Origin of the sequence: Alkalitalea saponilacus (assembly GCF_900168165.1) — a bacterium.
GTDB lineage: Bacteria > Bacteroidota > Bacteroidia > Bacteroidales > Marinilabiliaceae > Natronoflexus > Natronoflexus saponilacus.
On the sequence record NZ_FUYV01000013.1, the window covers coordinates 80,269 to 105,330 of the forward strand.

At 40.3% G+C, this 25,062-nt stretch carries 20 protein-coding genes; 7 read left to right on the forward strand and 13 right to left on the reverse strand.

The annotated features are described in order from the left end of the window. Positions 1–38: 38 nt before the first annotated feature. Positions 39–1,043, reverse strand: coding sequence for an L-glyceraldehyde 3-phosphate reductase (gene mgrA / locus B5X70_RS11360; RefSeq protein ID WP_079558023.1), 1,005 nt, complete (start codon positions 1,041–1,043; stop codon positions 39–41). Between the two features lie 119 nt (positions 1,044–1,162). Further along, complete coding sequence (locus tag B5X70_RS11365; protein WP_079558024.1) at positions 1,163–2,449, reverse strand: M64 family metallopeptidase; 1,287 nt, start codon at positions 2,447–2,449, stop codon at positions 1,163–1,165. 78 nt (positions 2,450–2,527) lie between these two features. Between B5X70_RS11365 and B5X70_RS11370 the strand changes: the two genes are divergently transcribed. After that, on the forward strand, positions 2,528–3,841 hold the full coding sequence (locus B5X70_RS11370; RefSeq protein WP_232468380.1) for a mechanosensitive ion channel family protein: 1,314 nt from the start codon (positions 2,528–2,530) through the stop codon (positions 3,839–3,841). 79 nt (positions 3,842–3,920) lie between these two features. On the opposite strand, the gene B5X70_RS11375 is transcribed toward B5X70_RS11370, so the two are convergent. From B5X70_RS11375 to proS, 4 genes are all read right to left on the reverse strand, one after another. Further along, positions 3,921–4,553 carry a peroxiredoxin gene (locus tag B5X70_RS11375; RefSeq protein WP_079558025.1) on the reverse strand — a complete coding sequence of 211 codons (633 nt, stop codon included), beginning with the start codon at positions 4,551–4,553 and terminating at the stop codon, positions 3,921–3,923. A gap of 345 nt (positions 4,554–4,898) precedes the next feature. Next, the gene (gene pepT, locus B5X70_RS11380) at positions 4,899–6,119 is read right to left on the reverse strand and encodes a peptidase T (protein ID WP_079558026.1); all 1,221 of its coding nucleotides are present in this window, start codon (positions 6,117–6,119) and stop codon (positions 4,899–4,901) included. Between the two features lie 18 nt (positions 6,120–6,137). Next, entirely contained in the window at positions 6,138–6,812 is a 675-nt protein-coding gene (locus B5X70_RS11385; protein ID WP_079558027.1) for a hypothetical protein, read from the reverse strand. A gap of 179 nt (positions 6,813–6,991) precedes the next feature. Next, a complete protein-coding gene (proS, locus tag B5X70_RS11390) occupies positions 6,992–8,467 on the reverse strand; it encodes a proline--tRNA ligase (protein WP_079558028.1) in 1,476 nt (491 codons plus the stop codon). Between the two features lie 555 nt (positions 8,468–9,022). Between proS and B5X70_RS11395 the strand changes: the two genes are divergently transcribed. The 6 genes from B5X70_RS11395 (at position 9,023) to B5X70_RS11420 (ending at position 16,055) form a co-directional block, all read left to right on the forward strand. Next, positions 9,023–10,675 (forward strand): hypothetical protein, encoded by a 1,653-nt coding sequence (locus tag B5X70_RS11395; protein WP_079558029.1) that lies wholly within the window; start codon positions 9,023–9,025, stop codon positions 10,673–10,675. 316 nt (positions 10,676–10,991) lie between these two features. Further along, on the forward strand, positions 10,992–12,707 hold the full coding sequence (locus B5X70_RS11400) for an OmpP1/FadL family transporter (protein ID WP_079558030.1): 1,716 nt from the start codon (positions 10,992–10,994) through the stop codon (positions 12,705–12,707). Between the two features lie 129 nt (positions 12,708–12,836). Beyond that, entirely contained in the window at positions 12,837–13,415 is a 579-nt protein-coding gene (gene rbr / locus B5X70_RS11405; protein WP_079558031.1) for a rubrerythrin, read from the forward strand. A 97-nt stretch (positions 13,416–13,512) separates the two neighbouring features. Beyond that, complete coding sequence (fmt, locus tag B5X70_RS11410; protein ID WP_079558032.1) at positions 13,513–14,472, forward strand: methionyl-tRNA formyltransferase; 960 nt, start codon at positions 13,513–13,515, stop codon at positions 14,470–14,472. Positions 14,473–14,603: 131 nt separating this feature from the next. Then, positions 14,604–15,560 (forward strand): glucosaminidase domain-containing protein, encoded by a 957-nt coding sequence (locus B5X70_RS11415; RefSeq protein ID WP_079558033.1) that lies wholly within the window; start codon positions 14,604–14,606, stop codon positions 15,558–15,560. Between the two features lie 15 nt (positions 15,561–15,575). Continuing rightward, positions 15,576–16,055 carry a cytidine deaminase gene (locus tag B5X70_RS11420; protein WP_079558034.1) on the forward strand — a complete coding sequence of 160 codons (480 nt, stop codon included), beginning with the start codon at positions 15,576–15,578 and terminating at the stop codon, positions 16,053–16,055. On the opposite strand, the gene xseB is transcribed toward B5X70_RS11420, so the two are convergent. The 7 genes from xseB to B5X70_RS11455 all read right to left on the reverse strand — a co-directional run bounded on the left by xseB (position 16,052) and on the right by B5X70_RS11455 (position 24,499). After that, positions 16,052–16,252: an exodeoxyribonuclease VII small subunit gene (gene xseB / locus B5X70_RS11425; protein ID WP_079558035.1), complete on the reverse strand. Its 201-nt coding sequence runs from the start codon at positions 16,250–16,252 to the stop codon at positions 16,052–16,054. The two genes, B5X70_RS11420 and xseB, sit on opposite strands and share 4 nt — an antisense overlap. Positions 16,253–16,300: 48 nt before the next feature. Next, positions 16,301–17,242: a sensor histidine kinase gene (locus B5X70_RS11430; protein WP_079558036.1), complete on the reverse strand. Its 942-nt coding sequence runs from the start codon at positions 17,240–17,242 to the stop codon at positions 16,301–16,303. A gap of 197 nt (positions 17,243–17,439) precedes the next feature. Then, positions 17,440–18,828, reverse strand: coding sequence for an exodeoxyribonuclease VII large subunit (gene xseA, locus B5X70_RS11435; protein ID WP_079558037.1), 1,389 nt, complete (start codon positions 18,826–18,828; stop codon positions 17,440–17,442). Positions 18,829–18,852: 24 nt separating this feature from the next. Further along, positions 18,853–19,680, reverse strand: coding sequence for a toxin-antitoxin system YwqK family antitoxin (locus tag B5X70_RS11440; protein ID WP_159450005.1), 828 nt, complete (start codon positions 19,678–19,680; stop codon positions 18,853–18,855). A gap of 172 nt (positions 19,681–19,852) precedes the next feature. Continuing rightward, positions 19,853–21,769, reverse strand: coding sequence for a molecular chaperone DnaK (dnaK, locus tag B5X70_RS11445; RefSeq protein WP_079558039.1), 1,917 nt, complete (start codon positions 21,767–21,769; stop codon positions 19,853–19,855). Positions 21,770–21,958: 189 nt separating this feature from the next. Continuing rightward, positions 21,959–22,945, reverse strand: a complete 987-nt coding sequence (locus B5X70_RS11450) for a dihydroorotate dehydrogenase-like protein (RefSeq protein WP_079558040.1) — start codon at positions 22,943–22,945, stop codon at positions 21,959–21,961. 315 nt (positions 22,946–23,260) lie between these two features. Then, positions 23,261–24,499, reverse strand: coding sequence for a bifunctional 3,4-dihydroxy-2-butanone-4-phosphate synthase/GTP cyclohydrolase II (locus B5X70_RS11455; RefSeq protein ID WP_079558041.1), 1,239 nt, complete (start codon positions 24,497–24,499; stop codon positions 23,261–23,263). Between the last annotated feature and the right edge of the window lie 563 nt (positions 24,500–25,062).

Consider the following 25,062-nt stretch of genomic DNA (forward strand, 5'->3'; position numbering starts at 1 on the left):
AAATAATATCTAAGATAATTTCCAACATGCTGATGTTTCTACCTCATCATCACCGGTTTGGAGGTTTTGTCAATTAATTCAAGTTCCTCCGCCGAAAAAGAGTAATTTCTCAAAGCTTCCAGATTCTCCTTTAATTGATTTACGGAACTTGCTCCTAACAAAACAGAGGTTATGCGGGTGTCGCGCAATAACCAGGCAATGGCCATTTGTGATAGTGTTTGCCCCCGCATTTGAGCTATTTCGTTTAATTTACGCAAGGCAGATTGACGATCTTCCGTGAGTGCCTCTTTCTGTAGAAACCCGTGGGGTTTTGCAATCCGGGAATCGGCAGGTATTTCATCAAGATATCTGCTGGTTAACAAACCTTGTGCAAGCGGTGAAAAGGCTATGCATCCCACTCCTCGTTTATCCAGCACATTCAGTAATCCATCCTCCGCCCATCTGTCGAGAATACTATATCTAGGCTGATGTATAAGGCACGGCGTACCCATCTCGTGCAATATAGATTCTGCACGCTGTGTTTGTTCAGCTGTATAGTTGGAAATACCAACATACAGCGCTTTGCCCTGGCGAACAATCAAATCCAAAGCGGCCATGGTCTCCTCTAGTGGTGTATCAGGATCGGGACGGTGACTGTAAAAAATGTCCACATAGTCGAGTCCCATACGTTTAAGGCTTTGATCAAGGCTGGCCACCAGATATTTTTTTGATCCCCACTCACCGTATGGACCCGGCCACATTCCATAACCAGCTTTGGTAGATATGATCATTTCATCACGATAGTGCTTAAATTCATAAGCCAAAAAACGACCAAAATTCTCTTCGGCTGATCCGGGAACCGGGCCATAATTGTTGGCCAAATCAAAATGAGTTATTCCCTGATCAAATGCAAATGTCAACATTTCCCGCATATTCTCCATACGATCCACTGAACCGAAATTGTGCCACAATCCCAGAGAAATTACCGGAAGCAGTATTCCACTTTTACCACTCCTGCGGTACTGCATCTTCTCATAACGCGACTCTGATGCTTTATAAATCATAGTTTGTAAACTTTATATTTGTAATAGCCGACTTAATACCGTCGGCAAACTTTCTGCTAAATCATAATTTAGGATTCGCAAAAGTACTTCTTTATTCTGATCTTATGAATTTATCCAATCTACTGAGAATAGAACAGTAATTTTTGAAGAATAACCTTGTGACAAACTTCGCAGAATGCGGAAGCGTCAACGCTTCGCATTCTACAATTAATGGCAGGCCGAAAAACTCCTTTGGCAACATATCCTCCACCTTCAAAAACCCCGGTAACGTTACGATATTTAGGCCGAATTGGTGTGGGAACAGGCGTGTCAGAGGATAGCAAATACTCCCATTTAGAACCAAAATTTATCAATGTGGTAAGATTGGGTTGCCACGGTTCAATCTCCTGATTTATATAATCAGTATACGAAACGTCTGAATCAAAATATTCATCTCCAAGTCCCGCAAAACCATGCCCTATTTCATGAAGTAAAACTTCGGCCGACAATCTGTTGTGTGAAGTAACTACGGAAAAATGGTTATATATTCCTCCACCCCCATATTTGTTTCCATTAACTAAAATAATAAGATGGTCGTGTGGAACTTGTGCCGCGTAATCATGAACTTTCCAGAATGATTCTGTCACAAGGTATCGATCGATTCCCAGGCTGTTAAAACTTACACCCATGGCGCTATTTCTCCAGGTATTTTGATGTGGATCGTTAACTCCGGATTGCTTTGAAGGAACTCCCAACGCTGAAACAGACATTAAATCGCGATGCGATTTAAATGGCTCAACATTCAGAATTGCCTCTGTCAATTCCACTGCTTTCTGAAAAAAAACCTCCATTTCATCAATCTCGAAACCTTCTGCCATTATTAAAAAATCGGCTTTCGGAACTCCTAAATCACCATGCAAAATTCTTTTTTCGAATTCTGTCGGTTGGCTTATTTTTATGGATAAAGATCCAGGTTCAATCGTCTCCTTAAGTAATTGAAGGAAAAGGCCATCTCTTTCACGACCATCAATAACCAAAGTCATTTTCATCAATGGCATTGGCATGAGAACAGTTTGCTGAAACGCTCTGCGTGAATATTTTGCTTCCTCCACCGTCCTCCACTCCTCAAACAATGTGGAAAATCCTCTTTGAAATAAAGTGTCCCCGGACTCGGGGTGGATCAACAAATAGCGATATTCGCCAAAATCGAAAGGTGAAATTAACTGGTTAACTGTGCCACTCCATCCTGGATGCTGTGAAAACGAAACCGGATATGCTCTCTGATTGGAATGATCACCAGCCAGGATGAAATCAAACCGCAGAGTTGTTTCAAAATCAAACTCCTCATTACCTAAACCTTTAGTTAAACAACTACAGGAGATTAAAAATACTAAAGCTAAATACCTATTTAAATTATGTCTTCTCATTATTTTAATGAAGAAATTAATTATTGGCAAGATAAGAATTCTTTACTAGTTTTATGACCCAATAAAAACTTAAATCTAATGCAAGAAACTGTGATAACCCATATTGTGCGCCAGTCTGACTGGCTGAGAGAATGGCTACGCCAAACAATGGAAAACATGAATTTGCCTGATGAGGCATTTACGCTGGTTGATTTTGGTGTACGTTTTACTTTATTGGCAATTCTGAGTAGCATTGTTTACTATGTCGTAAAAAAGGTTGTCCTTTTTTACATCGTAAAATTCATACAAAAATCAAAAACCGACAAAGATGACTTTTTTCTTCACAGAAAAGTTTTTCACAGGTTATCGCATCTTGCTCCGGCAGTTATAATATATCTCTTTTCAGAATCTCTTTTCGGAATTTTCCCAAAGTTTGAATCCTTTTTAACAAGCACCTCAATCATATACATGATTGTGGTACTATTTTGGAGCATCCAGGCTGCTCTTAATGCTTTGGAAGATATTTACAACACACTCTCGTTTGCACATGAACGTCCCATCAGAGGCTACATGCAGCTGATACACTTACTTTCCTATGTAATCTGCTTTTTTATCCTGTTATCGTATTTATTTGACGTACAAGTTACAAGAATTTTTGCCGGTATGGGCGCCATGGCGGCTGTCCTGATGCTGATTTTTAAAGACTCCATTCTGGGATTGACGGCCGGGATACAACTTTCCGCCAATAAAATGGTTCGGGTGGGCGACTGGATTTCAATGCCGGCTCACAATGCAGATGGAGATGTAATTGAAATTACTCTCAACACCGTAAAAGTTCAGAATTGGGATAGAACCATCACCACCATCCCGACCTACGCATTGGTATCAAGTCCGTTTATAAATTGGCGTGGCATGGAGGAGTCCGGAGGACGACGCATCAAACGATGGGTAAATCTGGATATGCGCAGCGTAAAGTTTTGCACACCGGAGATGCTTGAGAAATACAAAAAAATCCATCATCTGAAAGAATACATTGAAAACCGGGAAAGAGAGATTGACGAATATAACAAAGCCAATAACATAGATGAAACCGTTATGGTGAATGGGCGACATATGACCAATTTGGGTGTCTTCAGAAAATATCTTGAAAACTATGTTATTCGCCATCCAAAGTTGAATACGGAGATGATATTTCTAATCCGCCACCTTCAGCCTTCTGAAAAAGGCATCCCGCTGGAAATTTATGTATTCTGCAAAGATAAGGCATGGGCAAAATACGAAGAGATTCAGGCCGACATATTTGACCATGTTCTAGCCGTAATCCCTGAATTTGATTTAAGAGTTTTCCAGCTACCTGCCGGCGATGATTTGCGTGAGGCTATTAGTTCGCTCGCATCATCGCTAAAAAACTAATAGTGCCATAAAACTTAAAACGAAACAGGGACAGCATATAAATACTGTCCCTGTTAAAATTAAAATAGGAAACTAACGGTTAATTTTTGCTTAGGTATTCTGAAATCCCCTCCTGGGTTGCTTTTAATCCCTCAGAACCACTTCTCCAGTCGGCAGGGCAAACCTCTCCATTCACTTCAAAAAACTGCAATGCATCAATCATACGTAAGGTTTCGTCAACACTTCGCCCAAGCGGCATATCGTTTACAACCTGGTGACGAACAACGCCTTCTTTATCAATTAGGAATAACCCACGGTATGCCATTGGCGTTCCTTTGAACTCAAGTTGGCCTTCATCGTTATAATCATACTCACCTGCCAACACATCATAGTTATCAGAGATGGTCATGCTGCTGTCTGCAACAAGGGGAAACTTAACACCTCTAATTCCTCCTTCTTTTTTCTCGGTTTGCAACCATTTCCAATGAGAAAACTCAGAGTCGGTTGAAACTCCAACCACAGCTACATTACGTTTCTCAAATTCTTCAAGTTTTTCCTGAAAAGCAATAATTTCTGTTGGACAAACAAAGGTAAAATCCGCTGGATAGAAGAAGAACACCACATACTTCTTTCCAAAATATTGTTCCAAAGAAAAGTTATCAACAATTTCGTGGCCATTAATCACTGCTTTTGCAGAAAAGGCAGGAGCTTTTTTTCCTACTAATACTGACATAGATTACAATTTAAAAGTTAATTTATAAGTAAATTCTCGCTAAATGCAATAATATGAAAACAACTGCCATGTTTTCAGTTGCAAACTTATAGAATCAAACAAACACAACCAAGTATAAGAGTATTTTTTTGCTTAATTATTCCTGATAAACCATAAACAAAATCTATAAAGAATTAATAGTTCGTTAAACTTTTTTATTTGCCTGATTACCAGATGTGTGCAGGCCTGCTGCCACATCACACAATTAACTAATAATAAAGAACTTATCTACATCTAATTATCTAATCCCGATTTTCGGGACTTCGTTTCACTTCGAGTCTAACGATCTATTGAAGAATGATTTCATTAATTAATTGCCAATTCAGCAATTTTCACAATAACCTCAACTGCTTTTTGCATACTCTGTACAGGAATGAACTCATATCGACCATGGAAGTTGTGGCCTCCTGCAAAAATATTGGGGGTTGGTAATCTCATATAAGAAAGTCGTGCGCCATCGGTACCGCCTCTTATTGGCCGAATAATTGGCTTAATTCCGGACTCCAACATGGCTTTTTTAGCCAATTCCACCACATGCAGCACCGGCTCAATTTGCTTACGCATGTTTTGATATTGATCCTCGATCTTTAATTTAACCGGTTTAATCGAAATCTCTTCATTTATCTTGGAAACCAGATTTTCCAGATATTTTTTCCTTGAATTAAAATTTTCCTCATCAAAATCTCTGATGAGAATTTCGATTTCAGTTTTCTCCACCTCGCCATTTACCGATATAACGTGATAAAACCCATCATAATCTTTTGTATGTGCCGGGGACTCTGAAACAGGTAGAGTTGAAATAATCCTACCAGCAATTTCGATGGAATTGACCATTTTCTTGAATGCATAACCGGGATGAACATTCCTTCCCTGAATTTCAATCAGCGCTACTGCGGCGTTAAAATTTTCATACTCCAACTCCCCAATTTCACCTCCATCCATGGTATAAGCAAAATCAGCCCCGAACTTTCTGATATCAAACTTATTGGCACCACGTCCAATTTCTTCATCAGGTGTAAAACAGACCCTTATTTTACCATGTTTTACCGATGGATTTTGAATCAGGAACTCCATTGCCGATACAATTTCGGCAATTCCGGCTTTGTCGTCTGCCCCTAGAAGAGTATGTCCGCAGGTGGTAATGATATCTTGACCGATGTATTTTATTAACTCCGGGAAGTCATCTGGTTTAAGAATGATATTATTTTTCTTATCAAGAATGATGTCTCTGCCATCATAGTTTTTTACTATTTGCGGTTTCACATTTTTTCCCGACATGTCAGGACTGGTATCCATGTGCGCGATGAAGCCAATTACGGGAACCTTGCCATCGAAATTCGATGGCAAGGTGGCCATAACATAACCATTATCGTCCACCTCAACCTCCTGCATCCCGATTCTTTTCAATTCATCATATAAAAGACGAGCCAAAAACATCTGACCCGAAGTGCTGGGACATTCCTCTGATTGATCATCGGAACGGGTATCTATCGATACATATTCAAGGAATCTATCTACTACATTCATAAATAACTAACAGTATGTTTATTGCTGTACATCGTCACTTTTAAAGATGAAACCTAGTCGCTTACCGGTTCGTTGTCGCGATTGAAAAATTTCTTCGTTCATCTGAGCCATGGTAATCACATTCATATTTTCGTATGGGGGTACAAGCAAATCAAATTCAAGGGAATAGTGCATAGCCGTTTCTACAATCTTGAGGATGTTATCTTTATCAAGTTTTGACTTACCAAAATTGCTCAATCCCATAGATCGTTGTCGTTTGCCTTCAACAAAAAAACTACGTTCCCGGTTTACAAAAACCCTCGCCACCATGTAACCGTAATCCTCCATCCGGCTGTATCGGAAAGAGTCGTATAAAAAATTGTAGATATTTATGACGCCAGTATAACATCGAGCTGCATTTTCCTTGACATGCGCATTGTTCCAAACTTTATGATCGCGATCGAACATAAAGGCATTGGTATGCATGAAAAAAACCAAAACATCACCTGCAATTTTCAGTTTGGCTACAAAGTTGCCAACTTCCTCATATTCCAGAAATAATCGACTATCCTGCTCTGCAATTTGAGAATTATACAGAGATGGTAAGTCTCTTAGAACTTCTTTCAGTGTATTAAATGTATCAAGCGTGGTGTCAAATACACCTTGTTTTAAAGATGCACGTGTCCTTAGCAATTCAACTATTCTCTTCTCCATAAGTGGTTCTTAATGATTAATTGAGTGCTACAATTTAAGGAAATATTGCAAAAAGTGACCAGGGGGCTTAAAAAAGAGCAGAGACTCAAAGTAAAAAACCCACACGAAAGCACAAAGCCCACAAAGAAAATTTTGATTATCCTTTGTGAGCTTTGTATCTGTGTATTAAAACGAACAGACTAATACGATCGTGCAAACAACACTCGCTTTGGAGAAGGTTTACCACTAACCATACACTTACCCTCTTCATTGGGCGCATCCAATGGGATACAACGAATGGTAGCTTTTGTTTCGGCTTTAATTTTTTCTTCAGTTTCGGAAGTCCCATCCCAGTGACAGAGGAAAAATCCACCTTTATCATCCAAAAGTTGCTTGAACTCCTCGTAATCGTCCACTTTGGTAGTGTGTTCAGTTCTATAATCAAGTGCTTTTTTGAAGATATTCTCCTGAATATCATTCAATAGAGATTCAATCTTTCCGGTGATACCTTCCAGTGGCATAACCTCTTTGGTAAGTGTATCCCTACGAGCAACTTCCACGGTTCCGTTTTCAAGATCGCGGGGGCCAATGGCCAAACGAACGGGTACACCTTTTAATTCGTACTCTGCAAATTTCCAACCGGGTTTACGCTTATCATCATCGTCATATTTCACCGAAATACCGAGTGATTTCAGTTCAGTCACCAATTTTTCGGCTACTTCTGAGATTTTGCTTAACTCTTCATCTTTTTTGTATATCGGCACAATGACTACCTGGGTAGGTGCTAGTTTGGGAGGCAAAACCAATCCGTTATCATCAGAGTGGGTCATGATTAGTGCACCCATTAGTCGTGTTGAAACGCCCCATGAAGTTGCCCATACATGCTCAATTTTCCCTTCTTTGTTGGTGAAAGTTACGTCGAAAGCTTTGGCAAAATTTTGACCAAGAAAGTGCGATGTACCTGACTGAAGAGCCTTTCCATCCTGCATCAAAGCTTCAATGGTTAAAGTTTCCAATGCACCGGCAAATCTCTCGTTGGCAGTTTTATATCCTTGAACCACCGGCATTGCCATCCACTGCTCAGCAAAATTGGCATAAACACCAAGCATGGTTTCAGTTTCTTTTATCGCTTCCTCTTTGGTTGAATGGGCAGTATGTCCTTCCTGCCATAAGAATTCAGCAGTTCTCAAAAACAATCTGGTACGCATTTCCCATCTTACCACATTTGCCCATTGATTAACCAAAATTGGTAAATCACGGTAAGATTGAATCCAGTTTTTATAAGTATTCCAGATTATGGTCTCAGATGTTGGACGAACAATATACTCTTCTTCAAGTTTGGCATCCGGGTCAACGATTACACCTTTACCATCAGGATCATTTTTCAGTCTGTAATGAGTAACTATAGCACACTCTTTGGCGAAGCCATCTACGTGAGCAGCCTCTTTGCTAAAAAATGATTTTGGAATAAACAGGGGGAAATAAGCATTTACGTGTCCGGTTTCTTTAAACATATCATCCAAAACACGTTGCATCTTCTCCCAAATAGCGTAACCGTAAGGCTTTATTACCATACACCCACGCACGGAAGAGTTTTCAGCCAAATCAGCTTTTAGCACCAAATCATTGTACCATTGTGCATAACTCTCGGAGCGGCTTGTTAATACTTTTGCCATAAATATGATTAATTCAAAAATAATGAATCTAAAACTCTATCTGTGTGTCACATTTTGAGGCACAAAAATAGGAATTATCGCCTTAAAAAGAGCGAAAAATCATTAATAGTTTATGGAAACAGGAAGATTCAACTCCGCACATTAACTTAAACTTCAATAATACAAATCTGGCTTACTGATAATTACATAAAATACATCTCACAAAATATGCACTGTTAACAAAAAAATAAAAACGATTGCGGACCCTAGATGCGCTAGGAATACCAATAACGATTATTCAGTCGCTATATGCCACCTACAGAGGCTTAATAAAAACCGTAATTAGAATTTAAACAGGTTATAAAACAGGGCCTAAATATGGCTTCTGTTTAAATTCGGTTGCCTCACGAAAACACCTTCATTGTTTGCATATTTGTAAACAAACAGCCATATTTGAGTAATATTTCACATATTTTAGAAATATTTTATATAAATAAGCAAATCAAAGAAAAAGAGATATGTTTTGGTATAGTATTTGCTAAATTAAAAGTAGCAAACCAATGAGGAGGAGATATTATGAAAGCTATAAAATTAACAACTGCACTGGTAAGCGTAATGATTCTTGCATCCTGCGCATCAACTAATTTGACAGGACCTGGAGTTTATTACGATGATATTTATTTTGTACCAGGATCCAGTCGTGAAAATGTGCATCAGGCATTCTCGCCTGTACCCTCATTGACTGGTGAAGATAGAAAAAATGAAAGGCGTGATTTGGCCATTCAGCAAAATGAATTCGAAAGAAGCCAAAGATCTCGTGAACAGCAAGACCTTCGTGACTTTTCAGGAATTCAGGAAGAGTATGCTGCCATTCTGAGTGATGAAAACATTCAGGAAACGGATACTTTACTCTATTTTAATGAAGAAACCGGATATTGGTTAGATGGTTTTAGAGGCTCTGCCTCGGATCGAAATTATGCAGAACGCATCATCAGGTTTCATGGACCTGCCGTACGTATCCCATATCACTCTCCAGCTTTCAGTGAGATTGTATATTTCAATCATTATGACTGGAATGTATATATAGACGGACATTATGCATACGCAGTTCCAGCTTGGCATAACAGATGGTATAACAGTTTCTACTTCGGAGGATGGCACGGTCGTCCATTTGGATGGGGCATGAATTGGCACTTTGGCTCGCCATATTATTCTAGCTTTGGCTGGCATAGCTGGCACTCCCCTTGGTACGCAGGCCATTACTGGCACTGGCACAGACCATATTATTGGGGCGGATTCCACAGACATTACCATTACCATTACCACCCATATTATGCTCATCACAGGCCATACAATCACAGACCACATACTACCCGTCCTGTTGTATATCAAGGATTCAGAGGTAGCTTAAGCGGAGACAGCCGTGGAACGGCATCTGTTGGTAGAAGCGAAGGTCTGAGAAGCACCACCGACAGAGCCCCAAGAACCTCTTCAGACGATCGCATGGCACGAACATCCACTTTAGATGCACGTGAAAGATCAAGCCGGGTATCAGGAAGCGCAAGCGGAGCGATCGCCAGAGGAACCAGTGGTGACGGGGAACTTAGATCTACAAGAGAAAGTTCTGCTTCATCTCGCGGAAGTTCTGAGACAGCTGTGCGTAGAAGCTATACTCCTACATACTCTCAACCGGAAGGAAACACGAGACCAACATACAACCGGGCGACGTATACAAGGGTGAGTAATGCCAATAATACAAGGCAGGCACAAACCACCGGAACAGTTCAGGGAGCAAGTAGTACAACCCGGCAAGTGCAACAAACATCACGTACGACAACTCAGCAAAACACAAGGTCAGTGCAATCAGCGCCAACCAGACAAGACATTCAAAATACCGGAACCCGTCAATCCGGAACAACAACCAGGCAAAGCGCACCTGCGACGTACCAACGAGGTAGCAGCAGCACACCTCAAAGACAATCAGGTGTTCAGAGTTCTCCTTCAAGGACTGCAACACCATCCAGATCTGTTGCGCCAGCGAGAAGCAGCACACCTTCAAGGTCGGTTGCTCCATCAAGCAGCAGCTCTCCATCTAGATCGGTCGCTCCATCTAGTAGCAGTTCGCCATCAAGATCGGTTGCTCCATCAAGCAGCAGTGGGTCTTCAAGTAGAAGTTCAGGTGGAAGTAGTAGCTCAAGCAGTTCTTCATCCAGAGGTGGACGTCGTTAAAATTTAGATAAAATTCTCCTCAAATTTATTTTCCCTCAGTTTTTGATAAAACTGAGGGAAAATAAAACTCATTGATTTGTTAAAAAATTAACGAAACGGGTTAGATTGTTTTCACATCTTTCTGTAATATTTGAATTAGGTTCATATTAGAATTAAACAATTAAGTAATACAACGACCCCTCCTGAGTATAGAATCATAATTCCGATAAATTAATTAAACTCATTATGATGAAACTAGCCTTGATTTTAGTTCTCACACAGGATAATGATTATATGGCGAGTTTCATCTGGTAATTAAAAAATAAATTATAAGCAGATGAAAAGATATATAGGTGCTCTGGCCTTTCTAACAGCTTCATTAATGGTAACAGGCCAAACAACAGAAGATGCCATTCGGTTTACATCAAGCCAGCCCACCGGAACGGCCAGAAGCATGTCTTTGGGGAATGCCATGGGTTCATTAGGTGGTGATTACTCCAGCATTGGGATAAACCCGGCTGGTATTGCAGTTTATAGAAGTAGTGAATTCACCTTCACTCCCTCATTTCGTTTCGACAGAACTGAAGCCGATTACTATGGATTGAAAACCGATGACGACAGAATTACCATGCCTTTCCAGCAAATTGGGTTTGTTGGAACTTATAAGCCAATTAGGGAAGCAACAAGCGGAATAATAAGCACACATTTTGCCATAGGCTATAACCGAAATAAAACGTTTTCAAGAAAAACGTATATAAACGGTTTAAACATTGGCTCATCATTATTGGATATGTTCACCCATAATGCCAATATGGGAAGAATGGATAACTTATATGAAAGACTTGCGTACGATGCATTTTTATTGGACAGAAACCCTTTTGCATCAGAAGTAGCGAGCATGTTTCCAAATGAATCATATCCGCATAACTATTTGAATGCATTTGAATACAACAGGTTTAATGTTGATGATGAGAACGGATTTCCTAGTTATGATTTGGCTGTTCCGCAATGGGGACCTCTGGATGGAATAAATCAGACCCGGATTTTATCAGAAAGCGGAAGTTCAGGAGAGTTTAATATAGCTGCGGGAGCAAATATCAGCCATACGTTCTATATTGGAGCATCATTAGGAATCCCGGTTTTTTCATATACCAGAAACATGGATCATTTTGAGGAAGTTGCAGGAGGCAGAAATAATTATGCAAATTTCCCTGAACAGCTTGAAGGGTATTATGAATACCGATGGCTTGAATCAGAACAACTTTGGCTGGATACCGAAGAAGAAGGATTCTTTGGTCTTGACGATTACACATTCAGAGAAAGAATAACCACAAGAGCCACCGGAATCAATCTAAAAACCGGAATCATCTATAAACCCATTAATGCATTGCGAATTGGTGCTGCGTTTCACACACCCACATTCTTTTCCGTTGACAATGAATATACCACAAGGATTATTGCTGACCAGTTTTTAATTGACTTAAGTGACGATGAAGAAACTTACCTGTTTTATGATCTGGACAGATTTGATGAACGCCGTTATGCAGAAAACTCCTACAACTTTCGCACGCCATTTAAAGCAATAGGAAGTGTATCGTATTTATTTGGAACACGTGGACTAATAAGTGTTGATTATGAGTACACAGATAACACAAGCATGCAATATCGAAGTAAGAGTTCAAGCATAGCGGATAAAGCTGCGGTTTCTGAGCTCAATAATCAAATCAACAACACCTTCAGAGCTACACACAACCTGAGATTTGGAGCAGAATTTCGACCTACAGAGACTGTGACTTTGCGTGGAGGATTTGCCAATTATCAAAGTCCTTATCAATCGAACCATTTCAGAAGTGGTGATAAAACCCAAACATACTCTTTTGGAGTTGGTTACAGAATGCAGAACATGTTTGTGGACGTTGCCTACATGATGAGAAACCAAAAATACATGTATTCGATGTACTATGCTCCACATATTGAAGAAGAGTTTCAGGAGCCTGTTTCCATGATAGCCAACACTCATACGTTAGCAGTAACTCTGGGCTGGAGGTTTTAATAAGAAGTTAAGGGTTGGTAGTTGAGTTAATAAGCAGAAGCAACTGAACAGCCTATTTAGTTTCATTCTCAACTTTTCCCATATTATTTTCGAAGTCTCGAAAGTTTAACTAAAAACGAAAATAATAAGATGGAAAAATCATTGAAAGGAACTGAAACTGAAAAAAATCTACTGAAAGCATTTGCCGGAGAATCGCAAGCCCGCAGCCGTTACACCATGTTTGCCAAGCAGGCTCGCAAAGAGGGATACCGTCAGATTGAAGCCATTTTTATGGAAACTGCAGAGCAGGAATTGGAGCATGCGAAACGATTCTTCAAGTATTTAGAGGGAGGCATGGTTGAAGTAACAGCTACTTTCCCTGCGGGAAAAGTAGGAACTACGGCCGAAAACCTAAAAGCCGCCGCCGAAGGAGAAAACGAAGAGTGGGCTGACCTCTATCCTGAATTTGCCGAAATAGCTGCAAAAGAAGGGTTTCAAAAAATCGCCAATGCTTTCAAAAACATCGCCAAAGTAGAAAAAGAGCATGAAGCAAGATATTTGGCATTGTTGGCAAATGTTGAAAACGGAACGGTTTTCGAGAAGGAAGAGAAAGTTCGCTGGAAATGCAGAAACTGCGGTTTTGTTCATGAATCACAAAAAGCACCAAAAGTTTGTCCTGCATGCGATCACGACCGTGAGCATTTTGAAGTGGATTGCCAGCATTACTAGAAATTAACACATAAGGCACAAAAGAAATAATTTAGGAGCACGGAGAAATCCGTGCTCTTATTTTTTAATTGTAAATTTGCATTCAAACAACTGATCAATGGAAAATCTTCGTATCGTTTTCATGGGCACACCTGAGTTTGCGTCATATAGTTTAAAAGCACTTTCGCAGGCCGGCGCAAACATAGTGGCAGTCATTACAGCTCCGGACAAACCGGCAGGACGTGGACGCAAACTCACACCTTCACATGTAAAAGAAACTGCTCTGGAACTAAACATACCAATACTTCAACCTGAAAAATTAAAAGACCCCGTATTTCTGGAAGAACTTAAAAGTTATAAACCCGATCTGCAAGTGGTAGTGGCTTTCAGAATGCTACCCGAACAAGTCTGGAACCTTCCGCCAAAAGGCACCTTCAACCTACATGCGTCACTTTTGCCTCAATACCGTGGTGCTGCTCCCATAAATTGGGCAGTGATCAACGGAGAAACAGAAACCGGTGTCAGCACTTTTTTTCTGAATCATGACATTGATACCGGCAATATTATTCTGCAACAAAAAGTTGTCATAGAACCGGAAGATGATGCCGGCACAGTCCATGATAAGCTAATGGAAACCGGAGCCCGGCTGGTTGTAGAAACCGTGAATTCCATTACTGAAAACAACATCAAACCAATCCCTCAGGAGAAATTAATAAAAGACGTTGAACTTAAGCCCGCTCCCAAGATTTTTAAAGAGGATTGCAAAATAGACTGGAATCAGCAAGTTATGGCCGTGCACAACAGAGTTCGGGGACTAAGTCCATATCCCGCAAGCTGGACCGAAATAGAAACCCCCGATGGCAAAACCACCACCATGAAAATATTCAAAACCATACCAAGACCTTCCAGTGATCTAAAACCCGGAGAAAGTCGTACCGATGATAAAACATATATATTAGTTGGCACAGCTGATGGTGATTTGGAAATTAAAGAACTTCAACTTGCCGGCAAAAAACGTATGACATTGGTTGATTTTCTTAAAGGTAACAACTGGCAAAACGGAACTGTTTTGAAATAACTACTGCTTGCAAATTATCAGGTAATAATTATATTTGTGTTATTAACGTTTTCAGAAGGTTTGTACACTAAATAACAGAATTCAAGTACGAACTGTCCATTATTAACGCCATACGAAACATCTATAAAGCAATGATCAATAAATTTTCGAGTCAGGGTTTACTCTTATTTGCGATTCTATTTTTTCAGATTTCGGAGATTACAGCCCAAAACCGCATTACCCGAGAACAATATATTGAAACTTACAAGGACTGGGCCATTGAGGACATGAGGCGCTCAGGAATACCGGCTTCTATCAAACTGGCTCAAGGCATTTTAGAATCTGCCAGCGGCAATAGCCGTCTGGCCGTTGAGGCCAACAACCATTTTGGTATAAAATGTCATACAGGATGGGAAGGAGAGAGAGTTTTTCATCATGACGATGCCAGAAACGAATGCTTCAGAAAATATAGAAATCCCCGACAATCTTTTGAAGACCATACGACTTTCTTAACTACACGTCCAAGATACTCTGGATTGTTTGAATTGGCCACTACCGATTATAAAGGCTGGGCAAACGGTCTGCAACAAGCCGGTTATGCCACCAACCCCAACTACGCCAGGCTATTAATTAGAATCATAGAAGAGAATCAGCTATATCTTTTAGATCAGGACATTTCTGAAACAGCACGTCGCTCACGCAGGGAAACACAGAGAAGAGACACTTCCGGAGAACTGGTTATTGATCCGTTTGGCAAGCGCCAAACAGCATATAATAACGGGGTAAGATATGTAATGGTTGAACCCGGAGACACCTTCGAAAGTTTGTCAAGGATCTTTAACCTCAGAAGCTGGGAAATCCCAAGCTATAACGATCTTCCGGCCAATGCCGACATCAATAAATACCGAATTCTTTATATTGAGAATAAAAGAAGAAACTCACATCCCGATCATCCATTTCACATTGTAAAAGAAGGTGAAACAATGCATGAAATCAGCCAGCAATACGGGGTCAGATTAAACCGACTATACCATTTTAACAGGATGCAAGATGGAGAGCAACCTAAAGCGGGCGACAGACTTAATTTACGACGACGCATTAGGCAATAACCTAACAGGTGAATTATGCAATCCCATAAAATGACCATAAGTTATACAGAATACCAATCTGTTGATCAATTATCCCCCGGCGACAGGGAGTTAGCAGAGAAGGCAATTATCAGCGCAACATCAGCATATGCTCCGTATTCTGGATTCAACGTGGGCACCGCCATCAAACTAAAAAATGGGGAAATAATTTGTGGAAACAACCAGGAGAATGCTGCATACCCCTCAGGCTTATGTGCCGAAAGAGTGGCTCTATTTTACGCCGGCGCAAACTTCCCGGATGTTCCTGTCTCTTCCATGGCTGTTGTGGCCCTAAAAAATGGTGAAATAACAAATCAGGTGATTTCACCATGCGGCAGCTGTAGGCAGGTTATTGTTGAAACCTCTCATCGATATAAGCAAAATTTCCCGATTATACTAATCGGGAAACACAACATTGTAAAAATTGATGACGCAACAGGCCTGCTTCCATTAATCTTTGGGCCTGATAATTTTTAATCCTCAATCTCGTTTAACACTTTTACCACCTCATCTTCTGTTTTGGTGAGTTTATCCCTGCATAGACGAATCAATTCTGATACACGTTTTACTTTTTCGGATAAATCATCCACATCTAACTCCTCATTTTCCATTTGCTCCAGAACCTCTTCTATTTCAGCAATGGCCTCACTATATTTCAATTTCTTTTTGCTCATAGTAAAATTTTGAGATTTTGTATTCAGCTTTAAAGTTACAAAAAACTTCTAATTCATATTATACCCGATGGATGGGAGTGTAAATTTCACTGAAGTACCTTTCCCTGGTTTACTTTCGAGCAGAATGGAACCTTTGTTAATTTCAACAAATTCTTTGCACAGTATAAGCCCTAGCCCAGTTCCCTTTTCGTTAAATGTTCCGGTTGTGGAAGAGCCTGAATCAATTCTGAAAGCTTTTTCAATCTGCATCTCATCCATTCCCACACCGCGATCTACAACCTCAACCTCAATCATTTTATCAGGACGCATTTTTCCGTTGACATATATTGTCCCACCTATTTTTGAAAACTTCACAGCATTGCTGACCAGGTTTCTTATTACAGCAGAAAAAATATTAACATCCGCAATTCCGATCAAATCCTGGTCCATGTTTAGAGATATCACAATATCCTTCTCCTGAGCAGAAATCCTCAGAAGATTAACAATATTAGAGGATACAATGCTGACATCAATTTTTTCGGGTCTGTAATCAGTTTTCCCCAATTGAGTGCGCGACCATTGTAACAAATTATCAACCAATGAATAGAGCTTAGAGGTGGATTGGTGCACCATTTTGCTGTAGTTTTTTACCTGCTCCTGATTCATGCTTTCAGAGTGAAGCATAAGCATCTCCGACAATCCAATTAATGAATTAAAAGGACTTTTCAGATCGTGTGCAACGATGGAAAAAAAACGGTCTTTTGCAGCATTCTCCTGTTCTAGCTTCTTATTACGAGCCATTAACTTGTGATTTTTCTGACGAAAAATAACCATTAGAAATATCAACGCTGAAATCAAAACAAATAATGCAATAATGGCAATGGAGGGAAAGCCAAACCACATATTAGATTGAAATCCAATAACATTTTGAATCAGATATTGCGAACCAGCACCTGACGACTGTCTGATAAAAATGCCAGGAAAATTTGAAACTACGTAAAATAACAACATGTGGTAACGGTTGTGATGTATGCATATTGCAAGAAAAACCTAAATAAACAATTCCATAGGAGTTGTTTTTAAATATCCCCAGTTCGTACAATGATCGCAGCTCATTGTCAGACAGAAATCGCTACTCAACATTAAAATAAATAAAACCAAAAATACGAAACCAATTTTTAAAAGTAAAGATCTTGTGGTTGATTATTCTATTTCTCTTGGCTCTTTGAAATCACCTCACTGACAGCGATACCATCCCTGAAGCGGGTTTCGAGAATTTCTCCCGGAGAAATGGCTGAAACATCTTTTACAACTTTCCCGTTGTGTTTGCTAATGGTGAATCCTCGGTTTAGTATCAATATTGGATCATTTAACCGGCAGGATTTGTCATAAAATTCCATTTTACCTAACTCCTGCTTCAGGAGAACTTTTACCTGTGATCTCAAAAAAGATTGCAAGTGATTTAGATCATTTCGGTTAGTTTCCAGATTTTTTAAAGGGGTACGACTTAGGTATTGAGAGAATTGATTGATTTTTTCTCTCTGCCCACGTATGATCTGACTTGTATGTACCGGGAGTTTTTCTGTGATTCTTTGGAGTCCGTGTTTCTCTATCTGTAGCAACTCTTTTACCACCCGGGTAAAATTATAGGAATACTTATCAAGCAATCTGGTTTGTTGATTAATGTTTCTGCGTACACTATGCATTAGAGTCTCTGAGAACTCATCCAGTTTTTCCAAAACCTGCTCGGTGCCGGAAATCAGAAATTCAGCTACTGCAGTTGGAGTTTTTAAGTAAGTATGAGCCACCAGGTCGGCCACGGAAGTATCTCGTTCATGACCAATGCCGGTTAAAACCGGCACTGGAAACTGAGCAATATGCGATGCCAGCCAGTAATCGTCAAAACAGAGTAGATCAAGAGAAGCCCCCCCGCCTCTAATTATCACCACCACATCAAACAAAGAACTGTTTTCGAACACTTTATCCAATGCAGCAATAATAGAAGCAGAAGCCTGCTCACCCTGCATTAAAGCGGGAAATAATCTGGGATAAAAAATAATTCCTCTGGAATTGGTCCGCAATTGATGAACAAAGTCGCCATACCCTGCTGCAGTTGGAGACGAAATCACCGCTATTCGCTGGGGAACCAGCGGAAGAGACAATTCCTTATTCATATCAACCACTCCCTCCTCCTGCAATTTCAATAGAACCTCCCTTCGTCGCTGGGCCAGATCGCCCAGTGTATAAGCAGGATCAATATCCCTTATTATAAAACTTATACCATACAACTCTTGAAACTCAACAACTCCCCTGACCATTATTTTTATCCCCTGACTCAATGGCCGGCCTGCTGTGGTTTCAAAATATGGCTTAATCATCCGGTAGTTGTAACTCCAGATCATGGCCTTCATTCGGGCAATAACCTGATCTGAAGCTTCATCCTTCTCTATGAGATCAAGATAGCAGTGCCCATTTCGGTTTTCGCGCAACTCGGCCACTTCTGCCCTTATCCATACGGCAATTGAAAAGGATTCCTTAACAACATCACGCAGTCGCTGATTCAGTTCAAATAGTGAAATAGCTTTTTCTTGTGGCATGACAAAAACTAGGATATTATTTTGTTACCAGGTTCTCATATACCCGTCGGGATCATCCATGTAATCCTCGGGATCAGCTATCCGGCCACGATTTCGTTCAAACTCCCGGAATCGTTCTTCTTGTTGCTGATCAAGCAAGTCAGCTTCTTTCGATACACCGTTTTCAAAATTCAGACGGTAATCCTCATTTCCAAGTCCGTCAAAAAAGAACCATGGCCCGTGCATTCGTCCACGGTTATACATGCCATGTACTTCTCTGCGTCCGTTTCTGTAATAGACAGTATAAGCTCCATGAAGGTTTCCCTCACGATAGTTAGCCTCCAGACGTTTATTTCCGTTAGGAAAAAAAACAACCTCCTGACCATCCTGAATTCCGTTTACCCAATTTCTTACCGAAGCTTTATTCCCATTGGGGTAATAGGCAATGGCTTCGCCATGAAGTTTATCATTTTTGTAGCTTTCACGGGATATGATTGTTCCTCGTTCATTATAAAAAACCCACTCACCTTCTTTACTGGTTTGCCTATATTTTCCTTCTGCAATAAGCCTTCCATTGTGGTCAAAAAGTTTCCCATCACCATTCTCGCCATCTTCATCATATATAATCTGAGCCATTTTATTCCCGTTGGGATGAAAACGCACCATTTCCCCTACCGGCATATTATCCACAAAATTTGCACGATACATTAATCGTCCGTTTGGATATGATCGTTCCCATAATCCCTGTCGCAATCCATTCTCATCGGTATAATTAACCTGTGCATCCTGACCTTCAGAAGCCCTGAAAGTCTGCTGAGCATAAACAACTCCAGACAATACAGCCATCAAAACCACCAATAAAACAACTCTCATTTTTCCCATTTGATAAATCCCGTTAATTAAAATAGTTCAGCATAAAAATCGTGTCCAAATTAATATATTCCAATAATAGTACCAAAAAAAAGCCGGGTCGTCCATACGGACGACCCGGCTTTCATTATAATTGTCTTACTCTTTGATTTTGTTTAATATGGCAAAGAAACGTTTACTTCACTTCTTCAAAATCCACATCGGTAACACTGTCATCGTCACCTTTAGAATCTCCTCCCTGCTGTCCACCAGGTTGTCCGGCGTCTCCCTGAGGCTGCCCACCTTCTTGCTGAGTGGCATTGTACATATCCTGCGAAGCTGCCTGGAACACAGTGTTCAACTCGTTGGTAGCAGCATCAATGGCCTCAATATCCTGAGATTTGTGAGCCTCCTTAAGTTTTTCCAGGGCACTTTCAATGGGTGCTTTTTTCTCAGCAGGAATTTTATCACCGAATTCTTTAAGCTGCTTCTCGGTTTGGAAAATCAAACTATCAGCCATGTTCAGCTTCTCAATGCGCTCTTTTGCTTGCTTATCAGACTCTGCATTGGCTTCGGCTTCTTCCTTCATTCGTTTGATTTCATCTTCAGAAAGTCCCGATGATGCTTCAATACGAATGCTTTGTTCTTTTCCTGTACCTTTATCTTTGGCTTTTACATGTAAAATGCCGTTGGCATCGATATCAAAGGTTACCTCAATCTGAGGCACACCTCTTGGAGCAGGCGGAATACTGTCCAAATGGAATCTTCCGATGGTTTTATTGTCTTTGGCCATTGGTCGCTCGCCCTGCAAAACATGAATCTCCACAGAAGGTTGATTGTCGGCAGCTGTTGTGAAGCTCTCCGATTTTTTGGTCGGGATGGTTGTGTTTGCTTCAATCAATTTGGTCATTACGCCACCCATGGTTTCAATACCAAGTGAAAGCGGAGTCACGTCAAGCAACAGTACATCCTTCACTTCTCCGGTTAAAACACCACCCTGAATGGCCGCTCCAACAGCAACCACCTCATCGGGGTTAACTCCTTTTGATGGCTTTTTTCCAAAGAAATCTTCAACCAATTTCTGAATGGCGGGGATACGAGTTGATCCTCCTACCAAAATCACCTCATCCACATCTGAAGCAGTCATGCCCGCATCCTTAAGAGACTGACGACATGGCACCAAAGCTCTTTGAATCAAACCATCAGCCAGTTGTTCAAATTGTGCACGGCTCAAAGTTTTAACAAGGTGCTTTGGAATCCCATCCACCGGCATAATATATGGCAGGTTGATTTCGGTGCTGGTACCGCTCGACAGTTCAATTTTAGCTTTTTCAGCGGCATCTTTCAAACGCTGCAAAGCCATTGGATCTTTACGAAGATCAATATTTTCCTCTTTCTTAAATTCTTCTGCCAACCAGTTGATAATAACGTCATCAAAGTCGTCTCCACCCAAGTGAGTATCTCCATTGGTTGATTTTACCTCGAAAACGCCATCGCCAAGCTCAAGAATACTGATATCGAAAGTACCACCTCCAAGGTCGAATACTGCCACTTTCATGTCTTTATTCTGCTTATCCAAGCCATATGCAAGCGAAGCGGCAGTGGGTTCATTGATGATGCGACGAACTTTCAGCCCGGCAATTTCTCCGGCCTCTTTGGTCGCCTGACGCTGTGCATCGTTAAAATATGCAGGAACGGTAATAACAGCCTCAGTCACTTCCTGACCAAGATAATCCTCGGCAGTTTTCTTCATTTTTTGAAGAACCATAGCTGAAATTTCCTGTGGCGAATATTGACGATCGTCAATCTGCACACGGGGTGTATTGTTGTCGCCTTTAACTACTTTGTATGGAACACGGGTAACTTCATTGGGAATATCATTGTACATGGTTCCCATAAACCGCTTTATAGAATAGATGGTTTTTTCGGGATTTGTGATGGCTTGTCTTTTCGCCGGATCTCCAACTTTGCGCTCTCCATTACCCACAAATGCCACGATCGAAGGAGTGGTTCTTTTTCCTTCACTATTAGGGATAACAACTGCCTCTTTTCCTTCCATTACAGAAACACAAGAGTTGGTTGTTCCCAGGTCGATTCCAATTATTTTTCCCATTTTAAATGATTGTTTATAATGTTTTAAAATTGTCACAATGTAAATTCGCTGTTGTTAAATCAAAGGATGTGCCATAACAAAAACAGCCACTGATTGCGCAAATATGACATTAAAAACAATCAAATGAAGTATAACCCTGTCAGAATTGTGACAAATTGTCGCACAATGATACTGACAAACTAATTCACGTTACTTTCCGGCAAAATGACGCATGAACTGCACCCGGTGCAAACCGGCTGCATTTTCCACGTTGCTCTGATTAAGTTTTCCCCGAAATTGGTCAGGAGACTCAAACCCCTTCTCTGCCATCCAATCAGACAGTTGCTGATTGATTTCTTTCAGATAAGGAATGCCATTTTTATATAAGGACGATGCAACCTGAACTCCATTAGCACCTGCCAAAATCATTTTAGCAGCTGATGCTCCGTCATGGATGCCGGTGGTAGCCATCAGGTCACAACTGATTTTTCCGGATATCAAAGCAATCCACCTGAGTGGATTGATGTATTCATTGGGATAGCTATATACAGGAGCCGGAATAATTTCAAGTGAATCCAAATCATAATCCGGCGAATAAAACCGGTTAAACAATGCAACACCTCTCGCTCCTGCCTGCGACAATTTGTTTATCATATTCGCCAATCCTGAATAATATGGACCGATTTTTACTGAAACTGGAATTGTCACCTCTTTAGCAACCGCTTCAACAATTTTCAAAGCAGTATCCTCGTAAAAGGCACCCTCCTGGTTTAAATCAGCCGGAAGAGAGAAAACATTTAATTCTACAGCATCGGCACCTGCTTCCTGGAAATATTGAGTAAAACGTGGCCAGTTATATGGAGTTATACAATTTACACTGGCAATAACGGGAACAGATAGTTCCTTTTTAGCCTCAAATATCAGTTTCAAATAATTTGTCAAAGTATCTTCAACATTGGTATTCTCATAAAAATCCATTGTTTCCGGGTACAGGTAGTTTTCCGAATGCAATTTGTTCATATGTCTTTCCAGATCAACCACAATCTCCTCTTCAAATAAGGATTTAAGGACAACAGCACCGGCTCCATTAGCCTCCAACTCCTTTAGTTGCTCAATATTTCCGGTTAATCCACTGCTTGCTGCCACAATTGGTGAGGGTAACATCAGCCCCATGTAAAATGTAGATAAATCAACCATAACGCCAATTTCAAGTGTTTATAATATATTTTCAAGTTGCTCCCGAAGCCTCGGAACGAGTTTCATTTATTGATTATGCTCCAAGTTACAAAGAACAAGACAAAAAGGATAATTCTAAAAAAACTTTTTTTTATTAAATGGTCAGATTAATTTACAAAATGGTACCTGAATGATCAATTTAGCAGGTTTTAGAATTAAAAAAATGAGTCATGGTTATTAAAAAAGCAACGACTCAATCTGGTATTACCAGATTGAGTCGTTGCTTAAGTTTTATAGTAAAGACAACTCAGAAATAGCTATCTATTTCTCGAAAATCTACTTAACATTATATTTGAAGTACTGTAGGTTATGCCCCATACGCTTTTTCTTCGTATGCATATAAAATTCATTGAACTTATTTGGCTCAACTTCAATGGGGATGTTATCTACTATTTCGAGACCATATCCTTCTAATCCAATTCTTTTTATCGGGTTATTGGTCATCAACCGCATTTTGCACACTCCAAGCTCCCTAAGAATCTGTGCACCAACGCCATAATCTCTCTCATCAGCTTCAAACCCCAGTTCGATGTTGGCATCAACAGTATCAAGTCCTTCTTCCTGCAACTTGTAAGCCTCAATTTTGCTCATGAGCCCAATTCCTCTGCCCTCCTGATTCATGTATACAATCACACCACGACCTTCTTTTTCGATGGTCTCCATGGCTTTTCTTAGTTGTTCACCACATTCGCAACGCTGAGACCCAAAAATATCGCCGGTAGCACAACTGCTATGAACCCGGACAAGAACAGGCTCATCTGCATTCCAACTGCCCTTAATCAGAGCCATGTGATCCAACCCGTTGGATTTTTGTCTGAAAGGAATAAATCTGAAATCTCCGTAGATGGTTGGCAAATGCACTTCAACGCCTTTGGTAATCAAGCTATCCTGTTTTAATCTGTAGGCGATCAAATCTTTAATGGATATAATTTTCAGACCAAATTTCTTGCCGATTTCAATGAGTTCAGGCAAGCGAGCCATGGTACCATCATCATTCATGATTTCCACCAACACACCGGCAGGATATAATCCGGCCAAACGTGCTAAATCCACAGAAGCTTCGGTGTGTCCTGCCCGACGCAAAACACCACGTTCCTTGGCCTTCAATGGAAAAATATGTCCGGGGCGACCCAAATCTTCCGGTTTCGTATCAGGGTTACACAACGCCAAAAGCGTTTTTGCACGATCTGAAGCAGAAATCCCGGTTGTACAACCCTCACCAATAAGGTCGACTGAGACAGTAAAAGGAGTGGCATGAAGGGAAGTGTTTTGTCCCACCATTAAGTCCAGTTCCAGTTCCTCACATCTTTTCTCAGTAATAGGAGCACAAATTAATCCCCGGCCATGCTTGGCCATAAAGTTCACTTTTTCAGGAGTTATCAACTCCGCTGCCGCGATGAAATCACCCTCATTCTCACGATCTTCATCATCGACAACTATTACAAGATCTCCTTTTTTAATGGCTTCTATTGCCTCTTCAATACTATCCAGTTTTATATCACTCTGTTCAGACATATCAGGTATTTCGAATGTTATTTGATCACTATTTTGATTTCAAAATCTGCTTTTTCTAGCAGACAAAAATTAAATATTCAATTTAATAAAATTAACCGACTGATATACAATAGTTCGATAATAATTCTATACTTAAGATTTCATTGGTTTGAATTCTTTAGTTTTCGGATGACCGAAGCCTGTTCAAGCCTAAAAAATCTAAATTTCATCAAGCGAACTAATATGAGGGTATAACAATCGGATATAAAAATAAAAGCACAAAATTAATAAATTAAAGCAGTTTCGGACTATAGACCTATAAACAACTTGAGGATGCTTCTGTTCTATCTAAACCAGAGTCATACAAACAAGAACACTCATCTAACTAACATCATGACACTTAACCTATCTTTCACAAAAAACAATTTGATTTTTCACAGATTATTTAGTTGTTGAATTTGAAAGATTCATAAAACAACAATCAGACACTGATGGTATGAATTTGACCGAGCAGCAACAAGTCTCTCCGCTCTATTCCCTCTATGCTAAATATGTTTAACTCCTCACGTACCAAAACGTGCTAA

Excerpts from the sequence above, each read along its gene's own strand:
- mgrA (WP_079558023.1), bottom strand. The coding sequence starts at position 1,043 with ATGATTTATAAAGCATCAGAGTCGCGTTATGAGAAGATGCAGTACCGC.
- B5X70_RS11365 (WP_079558024.1), bottom strand. The coding sequence starts at position 2,449 with ATGAGAAGACATAATTTAAATAGGTATTTAGCTTTAGTATTTTTAATC.
- B5X70_RS11370 (WP_232468380.1), top strand. The coding sequence starts at position 2,528 with ATGCAAGAAACTGTGATAACCCATATTGTGCGCCAGTCTGACTGGCTG.
- B5X70_RS11375 (WP_079558025.1), bottom strand. The coding sequence starts at position 4,553 with ATGTCAGTATTAGTAGGAAAAAAAGCTCCTGCCTTTTCTGCAAAAGCA.
- pepT (WP_079558026.1), bottom strand. The coding sequence starts at position 6,119 with ATGAATGTAGTAGATAGATTCCTTGAATATGTATCGATAGATACCCGT.
- B5X70_RS11385 (WP_079558027.1), bottom strand. The coding sequence starts at position 6,812 with ATGGAGAAGAGAATAGTTGAATTGCTAAGGACACGTGCATCTTTAAAA.
- proS (WP_079558028.1), bottom strand. The coding sequence starts at position 8,467 with ATGGCAAAAGTATTAACAAGCCGCTCCGAGAGTTATGCACAATGGTAC.
- B5X70_RS11395 (WP_079558029.1), top strand. The coding sequence starts at position 9,023 with ATGAAAGCTATAAAATTAACAACTGCACTGGTAAGCGTAATGATTCTT.
- B5X70_RS11400 (WP_079558030.1), top strand. The coding sequence starts at position 10,992 with ATGAAAAGATATATAGGTGCTCTGGCCTTTCTAACAGCTTCATTAATG.
- rbr (WP_079558031.1), top strand. The coding sequence starts at position 12,837 with ATGGAAAAATCATTGAAAGGAACTGAAACTGAAAAAAATCTACTGAAA.
- fmt (WP_079558032.1), top strand. The coding sequence starts at position 13,513 with ATGGAAAATCTTCGTATCGTTTTCATGGGCACACCTGAGTTTGCGTCA.
- B5X70_RS11415 (WP_079558033.1), top strand. The coding sequence starts at position 14,604 with ATGATCAATAAATTTTCGAGTCAGGGTTTACTCTTATTTGCGATTCTA.
- B5X70_RS11420 (WP_079558034.1), top strand. The coding sequence starts at position 15,576 with ATGCAATCCCATAAAATGACCATAAGTTATACAGAATACCAATCTGTT.
- xseB (WP_079558035.1), bottom strand. The coding sequence starts at position 16,252 with ATGAGCAAAAAGAAATTGAAATATAGTGAGGCCATTGCTGAAATAGAA.
- B5X70_RS11430 (WP_079558036.1), bottom strand. The coding sequence starts at position 17,242 with ATGTTGTTATTTTACGTAGTTTCAAATTTTCCTGGCATTTTTATCAGA.
- xseA (WP_079558037.1), bottom strand. The coding sequence starts at position 18,828 with ATGCCACAAGAAAAAGCTATTTCACTATTTGAACTGAATCAGCGACTG.
- B5X70_RS11440 (WP_159450005.1), bottom strand. The coding sequence starts at position 19,680 with ATGAGAGTTGTTTTATTGGTGGTTTTGATGGCTGTATTGTCTGGAGTT.
- dnaK (WP_079558039.1), bottom strand. The coding sequence starts at position 21,769 with ATGGGAAAAATAATTGGAATCGACCTGGGAACAACCAACTCTTGTGTT.
- B5X70_RS11450 (WP_079558040.1), bottom strand. The coding sequence starts at position 22,945 with ATGGTTGATTTATCTACATTTTACATGGGGCTGATGTTACCCTCACCA.
- B5X70_RS11455 (WP_079558041.1), bottom strand. The coding sequence starts at position 24,499 with ATGTCTGAACAGAGTGATATAAAACTGGATAGTATTGAAGAGGCAATA.